Raw genomic sequence first — 18,123 nt, 5'->3', positions numbered from 1 at the left:
TACCCGCGAATACGATGGCGGCTGCGACGGTGAACCACGGGTGGAAATTGGTCAGCAGGTCCGGCCCTTTCGCGGGAAAACCCGAACCCACAAAAAAGCCGCCCCTGGGGGCGGCTTTCTCGTTGCGGCTGAGCTCGGCTTACAGCTGCGGGCCAGCGGCCTTGATGGCGTCGGAAACTTCGAACTTCTTGAAGTTTTCGATGAACAGCTTGGCCAGACCTTTGGCAGCCTCGTCGTAGGCCGCTTTGTCAGCCCAGTTGGTGCGCGGGTTGAGCAGTTCGGTTTCAACGCCCGGAACGGCCTTCGGCACGTCCAGGTTGATGATGTCCAGGTGCTCGGTTTCGGCACCGACCAGTGCGCCGCTCTGGATTGCAGCGATCACGGCACGGGTGGTGGGGATGCTGAAGCGCTTGCCAACGCCGTAGCCACCACCGGTCCAGCCGGTGTTGACCAGGTAGACCTTGGAGTTGAAACCGTTGATACGCTTGATCAGCAACTCGGCGTACTCGCCAGCCGGACGCGGGAAGAACGGTGCGCCGAAGCAGGTGGAGAAGGTCGACTTGATGCCGCCGCCCGAACCCATTTCAGTGGAACCGACCAGCGCGGTGTAGCCGGACAGGAAGTGGTAGGCCGCCTGCTCGTTGTTCAGGATCGAAACCGGAGGCAGAACACCTGTAAGGTCGCAGGTGAGGAAGATCACTGCGTTAGGCTCGCCGCCCAGGTTCGCTTCCGAACGCTTGGCAACGTGCTCCAGCGGGTAGGCCGCACGGCTGTTCTGAGTCAGGCTGACATCGGTGTAGTCGGCGTGCTTGTTGGCGTCGAGAACGACGTTTTCCAGTACTGCGCCGTGCTTGATGGCTTTCCAGATGACCGGCTCGTTCTTCTCGGACAGGTCGATGCACTTGGCGTAGCAGCCGCCTTCCATGTTGAAGACAACGCCTTCGCCCCAACCGTGCTCGTCGTCACCGATCAGGTAACGGCTTTCGTCAGCCGAAAGGGTAGTCTTGCCAGTGCCGGACAGGCCGAAGAACAAGGTCACATCGCCTTCTTCGCCGATGTTGGCCGCGCAGTGCATAGGCAGTACGTCGGCAGCCGGCAGCAGGAAGTTCTGCACCGAGAACATGGCTTTCTTCATTTCGCCGGCGTAGCGCATGCCAGCGATCAGCACTTTCTTCTGGGCGAAGTTGATGATCACGCAACCGTCGGAGTTGGTGCCGTCACGCTCAGGCTCGCACACGAAGTTGGCGACGTTGAGGATCTGCCACTGGTCGCGGCCAGCCGGGTTGAACTGCTCCGGGTTGATGAACAGGCAACGACCGAACAGGTTCTGCCAGGCAGTCTGGGTGGTCATCTTCACCGGCAGGTAGTGCTCGGCTGCGGCCCCTACGTGAACATAGGAAACGAAGTGATCCTGGGCGTTGTTGAACGCCTCGACGCGAGCCCACAGGGCATCGAACTTGTCGGCCGGGAACTTGCGGTTGATCGGGCCCCAGGAAATGGCGTCCTGGGTGGAAGGTTCTTCGACGATGAAACGGTCAGCCGGCGAACGGCCGGTACGGTGACCAGTCTCCACGACCAGTGCGCCAGTATCGGCTAGTACGCCTTCACCGCGTTGCAGCGCTTCTTTTACCAGCTCATCGACGCTCAGGTCGGTGTACACGGTGTTGTTGGCTTGCGTCATGAGATACCCCATCCGGCCCGAGGCCGAGTGCTCCAAACGTTTTGTAGTTGTCTTGAAAAAACTACTACAGCGAAAAAAGTGGCCGGATTATGCCAGAAACGCCCAAAAAAAGTAGGCCCCTCCTGTCAGAACTGCGCTTTTGCGCAATTCGACAGGAGATTATCCTGTGATTTAACGTTTCAGTGACGAGTTTCTGAGGCCACGTCAGTACCGCCACCCGCAAACAATTGCGCCACATCGCTGGCATCGAAGAAGTAGCGCTCGTTGCAGAACTGGCAATCGATCTCTACCGTCCCGCCACATTCGTCCACCAGCGCCTTGGCGTCGTGCTCGCCCAGACTGACCAGCGCATTGCCGGAGCGTTCCCGCGAACAGCTGCAATTGAAGCGCAGTGGCTGGATATCGAACAGGCGCACGGCGTCTTCGTGATACAGGCGGTGCAGCAGGGTTTCGTTGCCCTCTGTCCACTCTTCAGGCTTGAGCGTCTTGGCCAGGGCGACCACATGCTGCCAGCTGTCTTCGCGCTCTTCATCATCCGGCTGGCGATCACGCGGCAGTTGCTGCAGCAATAGCCCACGGGCCTTGCCGCCTTCGGCATTGAGCCAGAAACAGGTATTGAGCTGCTGCGACTGGACGAAGTAGTTGGTGAAACATTCAGACAGGTTGACGCCATCGAGGTCGACGGTCCCCTGGTAGCGCTGGCCCTTGACCGGGTCGATGGTCAGGGTCAGGTGGCCGTCGGGCATCAGCTGCGACAGGGTGGCACAAGCCGGAATCTGGTCCGCTTCGTAGCGGGCCATGCCACGAATCTCGCGCTCACTGGAACATTCCACCATCAGCAGCGGAATCGGCCCGGCCGAACGCGCCTGCAGAATCAGCAGGCCATCGAACTTCATCGCACCCACCAGCAAGGCGGTGGCGGCCATCAACTCGCCGAGCAGCACCTTGACCGGCTGGGGGTACTCATGACGCGCCAACACCGCGGCGTAGCTGTCATCGAGAGACACCCACTCGCCGCGCACATCGCGCTCGTCGAAGATGAAACGTTGGGTGAAATCGGTATCAGGCAAATCGCTCATAGGTTTCGGCTATCTAAAAAATGATGACAAAATGGTTACAAGGGTTGTCGAAAACCGGCGAGAACCCGTGACAGAGCGCTTACAAGGCGCTCCGATTCCTGTTTGCAATAGAGGTATTTTATGGACAATCGACCACTGTTCCAAGCAAGGTGGTCCTGGGGGCCATTGGCAGCCTGTACGCTGCTTCCCATCGCTCTACTGTGTTTCTGGTTATGGCCTTTTGGCCAGATCCTGTGCCTGACTTTCGACGAGTGGCTGTTCCGCAGCCTGAACGCGCCGCTGGCCGATAGCACCACCTGGCGCTACATCTGGACCATCGGCAGCCTACGCCCGTTCGACATCGTCGTCGGCCTGATCCTGCTGGCAGTGCTCATTCGTGGTGACTGGGTGTTCAAGGCTGCTCAGGTTCGCCAGGCATTTTTCGGCTTTCTGGTCACGCTACTCCTCTTAGTGGTGATTCGCGCGCTGTTTTCCAAGTGGGTGGATGCAGCCGGGTGGCAACACAAGAGTCCATCGATGATCTTCGACGACGTCGTGCACCTGAGTGACTATTACCCGAACCTGGAGGCTGCCTGGGAACTCAAGGACCGCTCCAGCAAGAGTTTTCCGGGTGATCACGCCTCGGTGCTGTTGATCTGGGCGCTGTTCATGAGCGTGTTCAGCCGCGGCCTTGCGCAATACCTGGTGGTCTGGGGGCTCGCAGCGCTGTTCATGCTGCCGCGCCTGGTGGCCGGTGCCCATTGGGGGCAGGACGACTACATTGGCGGCTTGCTGATGGCCGTACTGGCGCTGGGCTGGAGCTACTACACGCCGCTGGCGGCCAAAGGCAGCGAGGCGTTGATGCGCTGGACAGCGCCGTTGTTCAAGCTGCTGTCCACGTTACCGTTGGTCGGACGAATGGCGGTGTTGCGCTAGATTTTTGGGGCTCGCAGCAGCCCCATTCAATCGTAACTTCCATGCAGCTGATGAATCTGCCGCCGCTGCTTCTTGGTCGGCCGGCCATCGGTGGTCACGCCCATGGCCCCGGCCTTACGCATCTCAGCCGCCTGTTCACGGCGACGCACACTTTCTTCGGTTTCCTCGTACAACGCCTGCGCCTCTGGGGCACCACGACGCACCACCGACAGCGCCTTCACCACCACCGTGCGCTCATCGAAGCCGGTACGCAGCACGAACTCGTCGCCCACCCGCGGCTCCTTGCCCGGCTTGCAACGCTCGCCCCGGCAATGCACCTTGCCACTCTCGATCGCCGCCTTGGCCAGCGCTCGCGTCTTGTAGAAGCGCGCCGCCCACAGCCATTTGTCCAGGCGAACCTTGTCGTCGTCTTCGGCTTTTTGTGCCATCCCGTTACCTCGGATTCTGTCTTTCATCGAACTGTACTACCTTCACATACGGATGCAAAAAGTCCCCGCCGTGCTTAAAGTTCACCACCTCATTCGCAGGGTGCGCTTCGTGAAGACATTTGACCATTTGACTGTGATCGGCCTGCGCGAGTGGGTCGCCCTGCCTGACCTCGGCGTGGCCGGGCTGCGCGCCAAGATCGACACCGGTGCCAGCACGTCGAGCCTGCATGCCACCGAAGTGGAACCCTTCGAGCGCGACGGCCAGCCCTGGGTTCGCTTCACTGCGCACCTGGGCTCGGTGGTGCAGTTGCGCCACCGCCGCTGCGAGGCACCGTTGGTGACGATGAAAACCATCAAGAGCTCCAACGGCCACGCCCAGACCCGCTACGTCATCCGCACGTCACTGGCGCTGGGTGATGGTGTGTGGGAGGTGGAGTTCACCCTGGCCTGCCGCAAGAACATGCGCTACCGCCTGTTGCTTGGCTCCAAGGCCCTGATACACGGCCAGCTGGTAGTGAACCCAGGCCTGAAATACGTACAAGACAAACCGGCCTTCCCGGCCACCCTTTCCCCTGTCACAGGTGCTGCATGAAGATCGCTGTGCTGTCGCGCAATCCGCGTCTGTATTCCACCCGCCGCCTGGTCGAAGCCGGTACCCAGCGTGGCCACGAAATGGTGGTGATCGATACCCTGCGGGCCTACATGAACATTGCCAGCCACAAGCCGCAAATCCACTACCGCGGCAAGCCGCTGGAAGGCTTCGATGCAGTGATCCCGCGCATAGGTGCTTCGGTTACGTTCTATGGCTGCGCGGTGCTGCGCCAATTCGAAATGATGGGCGTATACCCGCTCAACGAGTCGGTAGCCATTGCCCGCTCGCGCGACAAGCTGCGCTCGTTGCAACTGTTGTCGCGGCGCGGCATAGGCCTGCCGATCACCGGTTTCGCCCACTCGCCGGACGATATCCCCGACCTGATCCAGATGGTCAACGGTGCCCCGCTGGTGATCAAGGTACTGGAAGGCACCCAGGGCATTGGCGTGGTGCTGTGCGAAACGCCCCAGGCGGCCGAGTCGGTGATCGAAGCGTTCATGGGCCTCAAGCAGAACATCATGGTGCAGGAGTACATCAAGGAGGCCGGTGGCGCAGATATCCGGTGCTTCGTGGTAGGCGACAAAGTGATTGCTTCGATGAAGCGTCAGGCCAAACCAGGCGAGTTCCGCTCCAACCTGCACCGGGGTGGCGTCGCCAGCCTGATAAAAATCACCCCTGAAGAGCGCATCACCGCCATTCGGGCGGCCAAGGTGATGGGGTTGAGCGTGGCGGGTGTGGATATCCTGCGCTCCAACCACGGGCCGTTGGTGATGGAGGTAAACTCGTCGCCAGGGCTGGAGGGCATCGAAGTCACCACCGGCAAGAACGTCGCCGGGATGATCATCGAGCATCTGGAGAAGAATGGCGGGCCCAATCAGACCCGGACCAAGGGCAAAGGCTAATTCAAGCCTGTACCCGCCGCTTCGCGGCCAAGCCGCTGCCACAGGTACTGCGCAATCCCTGTAGGTGCGGCTTTAGCCGTGAAGAGGCCAGTGAGTCTCACACAGCATTACGCGGCAGCAGCAGCCCCAGCGGTAACCTGACCCGCGCCTCGATCCCGCCGCCAGACCGGTTACGCAACTCCACGTTCCCGCCATGTTGCGCAGCAATCCGCTTGACGATCGCCAGCCCCAGCCCGGTGCCCTTGCCGCCCCGTGCCCGGTCACCGCGAATGAACGGGTTGAAGATGGTTTCCAGCTCCGACTCGTCAATACCGGTGCCCCGGTCCAGCACACTGAGCACCACATACGGCGCACTCTCGTCACCTGACACATAGGCAGCCACCTCGACCCCCTTGCCAGCATGGTGCAGGGCGTTGCCGATCAGGTTACCCAGCATGCGCTTGAGCGAAACCCGGCGCAGCGGGAACGGTGGAATCGGCTCCAGACACAGGCGCACACGCTCTACCGGCTGGTTGTACGGAGCCACCACCTCACGCACCAGGTCAGCAAGGTCGACCTCTTCCACCGGCTCGTCACGGCCATCGCGGATGAAGGCCAGGAACTGATCGAGAATCGCGTCCATGTCCTCGATATCGCGAACCATGTCATCGCTCAGCTCGTTGTCGCTGTTCAGCAAGGACAGCGACAGACGCAGACGCGTCAGTGGCGTGCGCAAGTCGTGGGAAACCCCGGCCAGCATCAACTCACGCTCGCGCCCGGCCTGCTCGACATCCTCGGCCATCTGGTTGAACGCCTTGTACACCTCGGTCATCTCGCTGGGGGTATCGCTGATCGGCAGGCGCACACTGCGCCCCTGGCCAAGCTGGCGGGCGGCGAACACCAAGCGTTTGAGCGGCTGGTTGAGCTGACGCACAAAAATCCACGCCGAGGCGGTGGACAACAAGCCAATGGCCAGGAACCAGCCCAGCACGTTCCAGATCTTCTGCCCACGCAATGGATGCGGGTACAGCGGCACTTTCAGCCAACCCGGACCCAGGCTTGGCGCATTGACCCACAACGCGGGCGGTGCATGGATGCGCAGGCGCACTTCGGTGTCGTCACCCAGTTCGGCCTGCATCTGCCGTTGGTAGATTTCACTGTAGGGCCAATGCTGCTCGCCTTCGGGCACACCCGAGCCGGTCACCCGGATAAGACCTGCCGCCTCGGCGATCTTGTCGCGGTCTTCTTCGTCGGCGGCCCAATAGGCGCGCAAGGTCAGCGCCACACCATGGCTGTACTGACGGTCGACCAGCACGTCCTCGTTCATCAGCAGGTAGACCAGGGTCAGCGCCTTGGAGAACAGAACGACGATCAACACCAGCCACAGGGTGCGGGCGAAGAAACTTTGCGGAAACCAGAGCGGTGTTTTCATCGACGTCCAGGCATCATTTTCCGGCGTTTCCGTCCGGTACGAACACGTAGCCCACGCCCCAGACGGTCTGGATGTAACGCGGCTTGGACGGGTCCGGCTCGATCATGCGACGCAGGCGCGAAATCTGCACGTCGATGGAGCGCTCCAGCGCATCCCATTCGCGGCCGCGCGCCAGGTTCATCAGCTTGTCGCGGGTCAACGGCTCGCGGGCGTGCATCACCAGAGCCTTGAGCACAGCGAACTCGCCGGTGGTGAGCATGTGCACTTCGTTGCCACGCTTGAGCTCGCGGGTGGCCAGCGACAGCTCATAGTCGCCGAAGGTGACCGACTCGTCCTCGCTGCCCGGCGCTCCCGGCACGCTCGGAGCCTGGCGACGCAGCACCGCCTTGACCCGGGCCATCAGTTCGTCCGGGTTGAACGGCTTGCCCAGGTAGTCGTCGGCGCCCAGCTCCAGGCCCTTGATGCGGCTGAGCTCGTCGCCCTTGGCGGTCAGCATGATGATCGGGATCTGGTTGTTCTGCTGGCGCAGGCGCTTGCAGGCGGACAGGCCATCCTCGCCTGGCAGCATCAGGTCGAGCACCACCAGGTTGAACACCTCGCGCTGCAGCAGGCGATCCATCTGCTCGGTGTTGGGCACCGCACGGGCACGGTAGCCTTTGCTGGTGAAGAAACGTTCCAGCAGGCTGCTAAGCCCCGGATCGTCGTCGACGATGAGAATCTTGTCACCTTCAGCGGTGTTTGGCGTGCCGGTCATGAATAACTCCTCTGATATCGCCGCGCATTATGGCGTAGCCATTGCTGCACGTTGCGTGAGCATTGTTAGCAGATTTTTCCCCCGGCGCCAGTTCTGGCTGGCCGGGCGCCATCACCGCAAGCCGTTTGCGATGGGTATAATGCGCGGCTTTCATCCAGCGCCGCCGGGCAAAAAGCCCACAGGCGACCCCCGTATTCACAAATGTCAGGTGGTTTACATGGACAGCATCAACAGCCGTATCGCCGAGGAACTGGGCGTACGCCCGCAGCAGGTCGAGGCGGCCGTGAGCCTGTTGGACGAAGGCTCGACCGTGCCCTTCATCGCCCGCTATCGCAAGGAAGTGACCGGTAGCCTTGACGACACTCAGTTGCGCCACCTGGAAGAGCGCCTGCGCTACTTGCGCGAACTCGACGAGCGCCGCGCCAGCATCCTTTCCAGCATCGAGGAACAGGGCAAGCTGACCCCGGAACTGGCCCGCGAGATCAAGCTGGCCGACACCAAGACCCGCCTCGAAGACCTGTACCTGCCGTACAAGCAGAAGCGCCGCACCAAGGGCCAGATCGCCCTGGAAGCCGGCCTTGGCGAACTGGCCGATGGCCTGTTCAACGACCCGACCCTGGTCCCGGAAAGCGAAGCCGCACGCTTCGTCAACGCCGAAAAGGGCGTGGCCGACGTCAAGGCCGCGCTGGAAGGCGCCAAGTACATCCTGATGGAGCGCTTTGCCGAAGACGCCGCCCTGCTCGACAAGCTGCGCAGCTACCTCAAGCAGGAAGCCGTGCTCAGCGCCCGCGTCGTGGCCGGCAAGGAAGAAGAAGGCGCCAAGTTCCGCGACTATTTCGCTCATGACGAGCTGCTGCGCACGGCGCCATCGCACCGGGCCCTGGCGATCTTCCGCGGGCGCAACGAAGGCGTGTTGAGCGTCTCGCTGAAGGTCGGCGAAGAGCTGCCCGGCACCCTGCACCCGTGCGAGCTGATGATCGGCAACCACGTCGGCATCGAGAACCGCAGCCGGCCGGCCGACAAGTGGCTGGGTGAAGTGGTGCGCTGGACCTGGAAGGTCAAGCTGTACACCCACCTGGAAACCGACCTGTTCGGCGAGCTGCGCGACAGTGCCGAAGGCGAGGCGATCAACGTGTTCGCCCACAACCTGCACGATCTGCTGCTGGCCGCCCCGGCCGGCCCGCGCGCCACCCTGGGCTTCGACCCGGGCCTGCGCACCGGCTGCAAGATCGCCGTGGTCGACGCAACCGGCAAGCTGCTGGACCACACCACGGTCTACCCGCACGCGCCGAAGAACGACTGGGACCGCACCATTTCCATCATGGCCGCACTGTGCGCCAAACACTCGGTGGAGCTGATCGCCATCGGCAACGGCACCGCCAGCCGCGAAAGCGACAAGCTGGTGACCGAGTTGGTCAAGAAATATCCCGCCCTGAAAATCACCAAGATCATGGTTTCCGAAGCCGGTGCGTCGGTGTACTCGGCATCGGAACTGGCCGCCCGCGAGTTCCCGGACCTGGACGTGTCGATCCGCGGCGCCGTGTCGATCGCCCGCCGCCTGCAGGATCCGCTGGCCGAACTGGTGAAGATCGATCCGAAATCCATCGGTGTCGGCCAGTACCAGCACGACGTGTCCCAGCTGAAACTGGCACGTGGCCTGGACGCGGTGGTCGAGGACTGTGTGAACGCCGTGGGCGTGGACGTGAACACCGCTTCGGTGGCACTGCTGACGCGCATCTCCGGCCTCAATGCCACCCTGGCACAGAACATCGTCGCCCACCGCGATGCCAATGGCCCGTTTGCCACCCGTGCAGCGCTGAAAAAGGTCAGCCGCCTGGGTGAGAAAACCTTCGAGCAGGCCGCCGGCTTCCTGCGCGTGATGAACGGCGACAACCCGCTGGACGCCTCTGCGGTGCACCCTGAGGCTTACCCGCTGGTGCAGCGCATTGCTGCCGATACCGACCGCGACATCCGCTCGCTGATTGGTGACAGCAGCTTCCTCAAGCGCCTGGACCCGAAAAAGTTCACCGATGAAACCTTCGGCGTGCCAACCGTCACCGACATCCTGCAAGAGCTGGACAAGCCCGGCCGCGACCCACGTCCGGAGTTCAAGACCGCCACCTTCCAGGAAGGCGTCGAAGACCTCAAGGACCTGGAACCGGGCATGATCCTCGAAGGCGTGGTGACCAACGTTACCAACTTCGGTGCCTTCGTCGACATCGGCGTGCACCAGGACGGCCTGGTGCATATCTCGGCACTGTCGGAGAAGTTCGTCAAAGACCCGCGTGAGGCGGTCAAGGCCGGCGATGTGGTCAAGGTCAAGGTCATGGAAGTGGACATCCCGCGCAAACGCGTCGGCCTGTCCATGCGCATGAGCGACACCCCGGGCGAGAAGGTCGAAGGCAACCGCGGTGGTAATCGTGGCAATGGCGGCAATCGCCAGCCGCAGGCACCGCGTCAGCGCGAAACCGCCACCGCAGCCCCGGCCAACAACGCCATGGCCGCCCTGTTCGCCAATGCCAAGCAACTGAAGAAGAAGTAATGGACGTACCTCGCGAATACGTCGAAAGCGCCTTCAGCCAGCTGCTGGGCTGCCGCCTGCAACACCTGGACACCGGTGTTGCCGAGGTAGCCCTGGCGCTCGAGCCACAGTTGCGCAACCGTGGCCAGAAGCTGCACGGCGGGGCGATCTTCAGCCTGGTGGACATCGCCATGGGCCTGGCTTGCTCGGCCAGCCATGGCTTTGACCAGCAAAGCGTCACCATTGAGTGCAAGATCAACTACATGCGTGCCGTCAGCGACGGCGAAGTGCTGTGCACCGCCCGTGTGCTGCACGCCGGGCGGCGCACCCTGGTGGTCGACGCCGACGTAGTTCAGGGCGACAAGCTGGTGGCCAAAGCGCAAGGAACCTTCGCGGTTCTCTAGCTCACCAAGCAGTATCTGCGGTATTTTCAGCAGTGCGCTGGCACTGCTGGAACCGCGTAAACCAGGCGACAACGCCAGTTCCTTTCTTCCTACCCTTGTAGACCGTTATCTCTACCCCCATATTGGGGCGACTGACGCGTGAAGGAATACATCTTGAGCGAACTCCTCAACCGCCGCCTGAGCCTGCTCGGCGCCAATCTCCCCCTGCTCAAGCAGTGCCTGCACGGTATTGAGCGCGAATGCCTGCGCGTGACCGATGAAGGTCGCCTGGCCCAGACCCCGCATCCGGAAGCACTGGGATCGGCGCTGACCAACGAGCAGATCACCACCGATTATTCCGAGTCGCTGCTGGAGTTCATCACCCCAGCGCTGGCCGACCCGGCCAAGGTGCTCGAAAGCCTCGAAGAGACCCACCGTTTCGTCTACAGCAAGCTGGGCGACGAATACCTGTGGAGCCCGTCGATGCCGTGCACGCTGCCGGCCGAGGAGGATATCCCGATCGCCGAGTACGGCAGCTCGAACATCGGCAAGCTCAAACACGTCTACCGCAAGGGCCTGGCCCTGCGCTACGGCCGCACCATGCAGTGCATCGCCGGTATTCATTACAATTTCTCGCTGCCCGAAGCGCTTTGGCCACTGCTGCGCGAAGCCGAAGGTAGCACGGAAAATGACCGCGACTACCAGTCGTCGGCCTACATCGCGCTGATTCGTAACTTCCGCCGCTACAGCTGGCTGCTGATGTACCTGTTCGGCGCCTCGCCGGCCCTGGACAAAGGCTTCCTGCGTGGCCGCCCGCACCAGCTCGAAGAGCTGGATGCCGAAACCCTGTTCCTGCCTTATGCCACCAGCCTGCGCATGAGCGACCTGGGTTACCAGAGCAACGCCCAGGCTGGTCTTACGCCCTGCTACAACAACCTGGCCAGCTACACCGACAGCCTGCGCAAGGCCGTTGGCACGCCCTACCCGCCTTACGTTGAAATCGGCACGCATGTGGATGGTGAGTGGGTTCAGCTGAACACCAACATTCTGCAGATCGAAAACGAGTACTACTCGAACATCCGCCCCAAGCGCGTCACCTACACCGGCGAGCGGCCGATCCAGGCCCTGACCTCGCGGGGTGTGCAGTATGTGGAAGTGCGCTGCCTGGACATCAACCCGTTCCTGCCGGTCGGTATCGACCTGACCGAGGCGCGCTTCCTCGACGCATTCCTGCTGTTCTGCGCGCTGGAAGAAAGCCCGCAACTGGACAACGGTGAGTGCGGCCAGTGCACCAGCAACTTCCTGACCGTGGTCAAGGAAGGCCGTCGTCCGGGCCTGGAGTTGCACCGCAATGGCCAGCCGATCAGCCTGAAAGACTGGGCCAGCGAGCTGATCGAGCGTATCCGCCAATTGGCCAATCTGCTCGACCAGGCGCAAGGCTCTGATGAGCACGCCAAGGCCCTGGATGCGCAGCAGGCCAAGGTCGACGACACCTCGCTGACCCCGTCGGCCCAGGTGCTGGCACGCATGACCGAGCATGACGAAAGCTTCGTCCAGTTCTCGATGCGCCAGAGCCGTGTGCACGCCGAGACTTTCCGCGAGCAACCGCTGAGCAACGAAAAGCAGCAAGCATTCGAGACGCTGGCCCGCGAATCGCTCGCCAGGCAGTCCGAGCTGGAGCAAGACGAAGTCGGTGACTTCGACCTGTTCGTCGGCGCCTACCAGGCCAGCATCCTGGCAATCAGCAGTTGATGAGCCGCACCACCACCCCGCGCAAACCGCGCGCCAGCAGCCAGGCCAGGATCGAGGCGATCCTGGCGGCTGCGCGTGAGCTGTTGGCCGAACAAGGGGTGGCAGCTCTTTCTATCTACAGCGTGGCCGAGCGGGCGCAGATTCCGCCTTCGTCGGTGTATCACTTCTTCGCCAGCGTGCCCGCCTTGCTGGAGGCACTTACTGCAGATGTGCACCGGGCGTTTCGCGAAGCCCTGAGCGCTCCGATCGACAGCAGCACGTTCAGCACCTGGCACGAACTGTCACGGCTGATCGAACAACGCATGCTTGATATCTATCACGAGGATGCCGCGGCGCGGCAGTTGATCCTGGCGCAGCATGGCCTGAGCGAGGTAGTGCAGGCCGACCGGCAGCACGACATGGAACTGGGCGACTTGATGCACAAGTTGTTCGACCAGCATTTTCACCTGCCGGTGATGCCACCGGATGTGGATGTGTTTGCCCTGGCCATGGAGTTGAGCGACCGGGTGTATGCACGGTCGGTGCAGCTGCACGAGGCGATCACCCCGCGCATGGCCGAGGAAGGCAAGCGGGTGTTCGAAGCGTATCTGGGGTTGTATCTGCCGCCGTTTCTGGCCAAGCGTTCCAGCTGAGAAATCTGGGGCCGCTTGGCGGCCCTTCGCGGGCAAGCCCGCTCCCACAGAGCCCGCGCGCACCCTGGAGCTTGCGAAGTACCTGTGGGAGCGGGCGTGCCCGCGAAGGGCTGCAAAGCAGCCCCAATATCGACCCGCCGCATCACAGCTTGGCGATAGACACTTCGGTCGACTTCACAAAGGCAATCACTTCACTGCCCACCTGCAACTCCAGCTCCCGCACGGAGCGGGTGGTAATCACCGAAGTGACGATACCCGAAGCCGTCTGCACGTCGATTTCCGACAGTACCGGGCCTTCGAGGATTTCTTTCACAGTACCTTTGAACTGGTTGCGAACGTTGATGGCTTTGATAGTCATGGTTTGTTTCCTTTTGGCTTCTGGGATTCAATGCGCCCAGCGCAGTTGCGTGGGCAGAGGGGCTACAGGATCCGGCTCGGGCGCAGTGCCCGGGGTGGACAGAACACGGTTGAGCACTTCGCTTTCCAGCGCGGCCAGACGGTGCGAACCACGCGCCCGGGGCCGTGCCAGGTCAACAGTGAGGTCGAGCCCGACCTCGCCGTCCTCGATCAGGATCACCCGGTCAGCCACGGCAACCGCCTCGCTGACGTCGTGGGTCACCAGCAGCACAGTGAAGCCGTGCTGACGCCACAGGCGTTCGATCAGTTGCTGCATCTCGATGCGGGTCAATGCATCCAGCGCCCCCAGTGGCTCGTCCAGCAGCAGCAGGCGGGGTTGGTGAATCAAGGCTCGGGCCAAAGCCACGCGCTGCTTCTGGCCTCCCGAGAGCGCTGCCGGCCATTCGTTGGCGCGGTCGGCCAGGCCAACCGCATCCAAGGCCTCCAGCGCACGCGGGCGCCAGTCGCCAGACAGCCCAAGGCCAACGTTGTCGATCACCTTCTTCCACGGCAGCAGCCGCGCGTCCTGGAACATCAGGCGGGTTTCTTCACGGGCCTCTTCCAGCGGCGCGGCACCCGCCAGTAGCTGCCCGGCGGTGGGCTGGTCCAGCCCGGCCAGCAGCCGCAGCAAAGTGCTCTTGCCGCAGCCGCTGCGGCCGACAATGGCCACGAACTGGCCGGCCGGGATGTGCAGGTCGATACCCTTCAAAACTTCGCGCTGGCCAAAGGTCTTGCGCAGGCCCTTGGAGGCCAGCGGGGTGCCACGCAGCAGGCGTGGCGGCTGTTCCTTGAGCACGGTCATGCGCCCTCCTTCCTGGAAACTTGATAGGCCGGGTGCCAGCGCAGCCACACACGCTCCAGGCCTCGGGCCGCAAGGTCGGCAAGCTTGCCGAGCACGGCATACAGGACGATGGCCAGCACTACCACGTCGGTCTGAAGAAATTCGCGAGCATTCATTGCCAGGTAACCGATGCCGGCGTTGGCCGAAATGGTTTCGGCAACAATCAGCGTCAGCCACATGAAGCCAAGGGCGAAACGCACACCCACCAGGATCGAAGGCAGCGCCCCCGGCAAGATCACCTGGCGGAACAGGCCGAAGCCGGACAAGCCGTAACTGCGCGCCATTTCCACCAACGCTGGGTCAACGTTACGGATGCCGTGGTAGGTGTTCAGGTAGATCGGGAACAACGTGCCCAGCGCGACCAGAAAGATCTTTGCCGATTCGTCGATACCGAACCACAGAATCACCAGCGGGATCAGCGCGAGGTGCGGCACGTTGCGGATCATCTGTACCGAGCTGTCGAGCAGGCGCTCGCCCCAGTTCGACAAGCCGGTGATGAAGCCCAGTACCAGGCCGATGCTGCCGCCGATGACAAAGCCCAGGCCTGCACGCCAGCCGCTGATGGCCAGGTGGGTCCAGATTTCGCCGCTGCGTACCAGCTCGACGCCAGCGCTTACCACTGCGCTAGGTGCCGGCAGGATACGCGTCGACAGCCAGCCGGCGCTGACGGCCAGTTGCCATATGGCCAACAGCAGCACCGGCAGCGCCCACGGCGCCAGGCGCTGGGTCAGGTTGGAAGAAGTTGCACGACTCATGGCCAGGCCCTCAGCTCTGCGACACAGATTTGGGCAGGATGTCGTTGGCCACCATTTCGCCGAACGGGCTTACATAACCACCGGTTTTCGGCTGCTCTGGGCGCTGCACATCCAGGTGCGGGAACAGCAGCTCCGCCACGCGGTAAGACTCTTCCAGGTGTGGATAACCCGAGAAGATGAAGGTATCGATGCCCAAGTCGGCATATTCCTTGACCCGTGCTGCCACGGTCGGGCCGTCGCCCACCAGCGCGGTACCCGCGCCGCCCCGTACCAGGCCAACACCTGCCCACAGGTTGGGGCTGACTTCCAGGTTGTCGCGGTTGCCGCCATGCAGGGCGGCCATGCGTTGCTGGCCCACCGAGTCGAAACGCGCCAGCGAGGCCTGGGCGCGGGAGATGGTGTCATCGTCCAGGTGCGAGATCAGGCGCTCGGCGGCGGCCCAAGCCTCTTCGTTGGTTTCCCGCACGATCACGTGCAGGCGGATACCGAAGCGTACTTCGCGCCCTTGAGCAGCCGCTTTTTCGCGCACCTGTGCGATCTTCTCGGCAACAGCTGCCGGTGGCTCGCCCCAGGTCAGGTACAGCTCGACCTGTTCGGCCGCCAGGTCCTGGGCGGCCTCGGACGAGCCGCCAAAATACAGCGGTGGGCGTGGTTGCTGAATCGGTGGGTAGAGCAGCTTGGCGCCCTTTACCTGGATGTGCTTACCGTCGTAATCGACGTTTTCGCCTTCCAGCACCTTGCGCCAGATACGGGTGAACTCGACCGAAGCTTCGTAGCGCTCCTGGTGGTTCAGGTGCAGGCCGTCACCCGCCAGCTCGTCCGGATCACCACCGGTCACCAGGTTGAATAGCGCACGGCCATTGGACAAGCGATCGAGGGTGGCCGCCTGGCGTGCTGCCACGGTCGGCGAAATGATGCCCGGGCGCAGGGCTACTAGGAACTTCAGGCGCTGGGTCACGGGGATCAGCGACGCGGCCACCAGCCAGGAGTCCTCGCAGGAACGCCCCGTCGGGATCAGCACCCCACCAAAACCAAGGCGGTCAGCAGCCTGAGCGATCTGCTGCAGGTAACCGTGGTCGACCGCACGTGCGCCTTCGGAAGTGCCCAGGTACTTGCCGTCACCGTGGGTTGGGAGGAACCAGAAAATGTTAAGGCTCATTGGAGTCGTCTCCTCAAGGGTGGCTCTAGCCGGGGCGGCGCCCCGGCACTGGCAGTCAATCAAGGCGCGCTAGCGACTTTGGCAGGGGGTGTCCAGATCACGTCCTTGATGCTCAGCGGCTTGGGTATCAGCTTGAGCGCCTGGAAGGTGTCGGCGATCTTCTGTTGCGCGGCCACCACCTCTGGGGTCAGCGGCGCAGCGCCGTAGCCTTGGCGTTTGACAGAGGTCAGGGTGATGCCGGCAGGCAGGCCGAGCAGCGGGGCAACCTGGTCGGTAACCTCTTGCGGGTTGGCCTGGGACCATTCACCCACGGCGCGCACTTCCTCGATCACGGTGTTGATCACCGCTGGGTGCTGTGTCGCATAGTTGCGGGTGGCGAGGTAGAACTGGTGGTTGTCGACCAGGCCCTTGCCGTCACGCAGGGTGCGCGCTTGCAGCTGCTGCTCGGCGGCGGCCTGGTAAGGGTCCCAGATCACCCAGGCATCCACGCTGCCGCGCTCGAAGGCGGCGCGGGCGTCGGCTGGCGGCAGGTAGACAGGCTGGATGTCGCTGTACTTGAGGCCGGCGTCTTCCAGGGCGCGGACCAGCAGGTAGTGCACGTTGGAGCCTTTGTTGAGGACGACCTGTTTACCCTTGAGGTCCTTCACCGACTGGATCGGCGAGCCCTTGGGCACCAGGATCGCTTCGCTGTGCGGCGCTGGCGGCTCGTAGGCCACGTAGAGCAGGTCGGCGCCGGCGGCCTGAGCGAACACAGGCGGGGTCTCGCCCGTGACACCAAAATCGATGGAACCGACGTTCAGCCCTTCAAGCAGCTGCGGGCCGCCGGGGAACTCGGTCCATTGCACCTGTACACCCTGCTCGGCCAGGCGCTTCTCCAGCGTGCCCTTGGCCTTGAGCAGCACCAAGGTGCCGTATTTCTGGTAACCGATACGCAGGCTCTCGGCCTGGGCTTGGGTAATGGCGCCGAAGGACACAGCCGCCGCAAACAGGGCGACCAGACCACGACGCAAGAAGACTGTGCGCATGGCGCTCTCCTGTGCGAATGGGGTTCGGGTTGCACCTGCTTGCCTCGTTAACGGGCGAGTAAGGTGGTGAAGCGGGTAATGCCGTTCAGATGCTCCAGCGAGCGCTGATCAGACGTTCGTTCAGTACGCCGGGGGCCACGGGGCGCGGCCGACGGGCCAGGGCAACGTGGAAGGTTTCCAGCGAGTCGTGCAGGCGTTCTTCCAGCGCCTGTACCAACTGCGCGGGCTTTGTGCCTTCTGCGTAAGCCACCTGGCTGTCGTCGGCAAAGATCCCTTGCAGGGTCTCTTGTGCCTTGAGTGCCGACAGCACCGGCTTCAATGCGTAATCCACCGCCAGCATGTGGGCGATGCTGCCGCCAGTGGCGATGGGCAACACGATCTTGTGAGCCAGGGCGCGCTCGGGCAGCAGGTCAAGCAAGGTTTTCAGGGCACCGGAAAACGAAGCCTTGTACACCGGGGTGGAGACGATCAGGCCATCGGCCTGGGCCACCAGCTGTTGAAAGTGTTGCACATGCGGGCTGTCGAAACGGGCATGCAGCAGGTCTTCGGCGGGGAAGTCACGCACCTGGAACGTCACCACTTCAACGCCGCGATCCTGCAGCCACTGGCGCGAACGCTCGAGCAGCACGCCGGAGCGTGAACGGAGACTTGGGCTACCACCGATTGAGACGACCAGCATTGCTGCGCTTCCTTGTGTTCTGTTGGAGGTGACATTAACAGCTGCTACATATATCTAGAAATCATATTTTTTCATTTGTTTATTCCATTATTGTCTTTATCCACGAGAGCCTCTTCGCGGGCGCGCCCGCTCCCACAGGTTTTTTGCAGGCATAAAAAAGGGCCGTCGAAACGGCCCGAAAATCCCTGCTTGGCTAAGAGCAATGCAACGAGGAATCC

General features: G+C 62.5%; 18 protein-coding genes. 7 read left to right on the top strand and 11 right to left on the bottom strand.

All coding sequences use genetic code 11. The features are described from left to right. Nucleotides 1-139: 139 nt before the first annotated feature. Together N5D53_RS20650 and hslO are read right to left on the bottom strand one after the other, a co-directional pair. The gene (locus N5D53_RS20650; protein WP_003255806.1) at nt 140-1,681 is read right to left on the bottom strand and encodes a phosphoenolpyruvate carboxykinase; all 1,542 of its coding nucleotides are present in this window, start codon (nt 1,679-1,681) and stop codon (nt 140-142) included. Between the two features lie 179 nt (nt 1,682-1,860). Beyond that, the gene (hslO, locus tag N5D53_RS20645; protein WP_190869780.1) at nt 1,861-2,760 is read right to left on the bottom strand and encodes an Hsp33 family molecular chaperone HslO; all 900 of its coding nucleotides are present in this window, start codon (nt 2,758-2,760) and stop codon (nt 1,861-1,863) included. A gap of 120 nt (nt 2,761-2,880) precedes the next feature. Here hslO and N5D53_RS20640 point away from each other — a divergent pair, with 120 nt between their 5' ends. Beyond that, nucleotides 2,881-3,675: a phosphatase PAP2 family protein gene (locus N5D53_RS20640; protein WP_104886822.1), complete on the top strand. Its 795-nt coding sequence runs from the start codon at nt 2,881-2,883 to the stop codon at nt 3,673-3,675. Between the two features lie 26 nt (nt 3,676-3,701). Here the strand turns inward: N5D53_RS20640 and N5D53_RS20635 are convergent, their stop codons facing one another. Continuing rightward, nucleotides 3,702-4,103, bottom strand: coding sequence for a S4 domain-containing protein (locus N5D53_RS20635; RefSeq protein ID WP_003255812.1), 402 nt, complete (start codon nt 4,101-4,103; stop codon nt 3,702-3,704). A 109-nt stretch (nt 4,104-4,212) separates the two neighbouring features. Here N5D53_RS20635 and N5D53_RS20630 point away from each other — a divergent pair, with 109 nt between their 5' ends. Both N5D53_RS20630 and rimK read left to right on the top strand, forming a co-directional pair. Next, a complete protein-coding gene (locus N5D53_RS20630) occupies nt 4,213-4,695 on the top strand; it encodes an ATP-dependent zinc protease (RefSeq protein WP_004576370.1) in 483 nt (160 codons plus the stop codon). Then, nucleotides 4,692-5,597, top strand: a complete 906-nt coding sequence (gene rimK, locus N5D53_RS20625) for a 30S ribosomal protein S6--L-glutamate ligase (protein WP_003255817.1) — start codon at nt 4,692-4,694, stop codon at nt 5,595-5,597. Before N5D53_RS20630 ends, rimK begins: the two co-directional genes overlap by 4 nt. Before the next feature lie 97 nt (nt 5,598-5,694). On the opposite strand, the gene N5D53_RS20620 is transcribed toward rimK, so the two are convergent. Together N5D53_RS20620 and ompR are read right to left on the bottom strand one after the other, a co-directional pair. Further along, nucleotides 5,695-7,008, bottom strand: a complete 1,314-nt coding sequence (locus tag N5D53_RS20620; RefSeq protein WP_104960597.1) for an ATP-binding protein — start codon at nt 7,006-7,008, stop codon at nt 5,695-5,697. Between the two features lie 13 nt (nt 7,009-7,021). Further along, a complete protein-coding gene (ompR, locus tag N5D53_RS20615; protein ID WP_003255821.1) occupies nt 7,022-7,762 on the bottom strand; it encodes a two-component system response regulator OmpR in 741 nt (246 codons plus the stop codon). 217 nt (nt 7,763-7,979) lie between these two features. Between ompR and N5D53_RS20610 the strand changes: the two genes are divergently transcribed. From N5D53_RS20610 to N5D53_RS20595, 4 genes are all read left to right on the top strand, one after another. Then, entirely contained in the window at nt 7,980-10,304 is a 2,325-nt protein-coding gene (locus N5D53_RS20610) for a Tex family protein (RefSeq protein WP_190869781.1), read from the top strand. Beyond that, nucleotides 10,304-10,687 (top strand): PaaI family thioesterase, encoded by a 384-nt coding sequence (locus N5D53_RS20605; protein WP_003255824.1) that lies wholly within the window; start codon nt 10,304-10,306, stop codon nt 10,685-10,687. The genes N5D53_RS20610 and N5D53_RS20605 overlap by 1 nt, the downstream gene beginning before the upstream one ends. A 138-nt stretch (nt 10,688-10,825) precedes the next feature. After that, nucleotides 10,826-12,418, top strand: a complete 1,593-nt coding sequence (gene gshA, locus N5D53_RS20600) for a glutamate--cysteine ligase (protein ID WP_104960596.1) — start codon at nt 10,826-10,828, stop codon at nt 12,416-12,418. Next, a complete protein-coding gene (locus tag N5D53_RS20595; RefSeq protein ID WP_104960595.1) occupies nt 12,418-13,050 on the top strand; it encodes a TetR/AcrR family transcriptional regulator in 633 nt (210 codons plus the stop codon). Before gshA ends, N5D53_RS20595 begins: the two co-directional genes overlap by 1 nt. A 142-nt stretch (nt 13,051-13,192) precedes the next feature. Here N5D53_RS20595 and N5D53_RS20590 read toward each other — a convergent pair whose 3' ends face one another. From N5D53_RS20590 to ssuE, 6 genes are all read right to left on the bottom strand, one after another. Beyond that, on the bottom strand, nt 13,193-13,408 hold the full coding sequence (locus N5D53_RS20590) for a molybdopterin-binding protein (RefSeq protein WP_003255829.1): 216 nt from the start codon (nt 13,406-13,408) through the stop codon (nt 13,193-13,195). Between the two features lie 27 nt (nt 13,409-13,435). After that, nucleotides 13,436-14,248 (bottom strand): aliphatic sulfonates ABC transporter ATP-binding protein, encoded by an 813-nt coding sequence (ssuB, locus tag N5D53_RS20585; RefSeq protein ID WP_010951617.1) that lies wholly within the window; start codon nt 14,246-14,248, stop codon nt 13,436-13,438. Beyond that, nucleotides 14,245-15,042: an aliphatic sulfonate ABC transporter permease SsuC gene (ssuC, locus tag N5D53_RS20580; protein WP_020191050.1), complete on the bottom strand. Its 798-nt coding sequence runs from the start codon at nt 15,040-15,042 to the stop codon at nt 14,245-14,247. Before ssuC ends, ssuB begins: the two co-directional genes overlap by 4 nt. 10 nt (nt 15,043-15,052) lie before the next feature. Continuing rightward, nucleotides 15,053-16,201: an FMNH2-dependent alkanesulfonate monooxygenase gene (gene ssuD / locus N5D53_RS20575; RefSeq protein WP_004576374.1), complete on the bottom strand. Its 1,149-nt coding sequence runs from the start codon at nt 16,199-16,201 to the stop codon at nt 15,053-15,055. Between the two features lie 59 nt (nt 16,202-16,260). Beyond that, nucleotides 16,261-17,226 carry a sulfonate ABC transporter substrate-binding protein gene (locus tag N5D53_RS20570; RefSeq protein ID WP_279840714.1) on the bottom strand — a complete coding sequence of 322 codons (966 nt, stop codon included), beginning with the start codon at nt 17,224-17,226 and terminating at the stop codon, nt 16,261-16,263. Nucleotides 17,227-17,311: 85 nt separating this feature from the next. Next, nucleotides 17,312-17,905, bottom strand: a complete 594-nt coding sequence (gene ssuE / locus N5D53_RS20565; protein WP_003255835.1) for an NADPH-dependent FMN reductase — start codon at nt 17,903-17,905, stop codon at nt 17,312-17,314. Between the last annotated feature and the right edge of the window lie 218 nt (nt 17,906-18,123).

The sequence above is a fragment of the Pseudomonas sp. GD03862 genome (genome assembly GCF_029840855.1).
Lineage (GTDB): Bacteria > Pseudomonadota > Gammaproteobacteria > Pseudomonadales > Pseudomonadaceae > Aquipseudomonas > Aquipseudomonas alloputida.
This window is presented reverse-complemented; position numbering and strand designations above follow the sequence as displayed.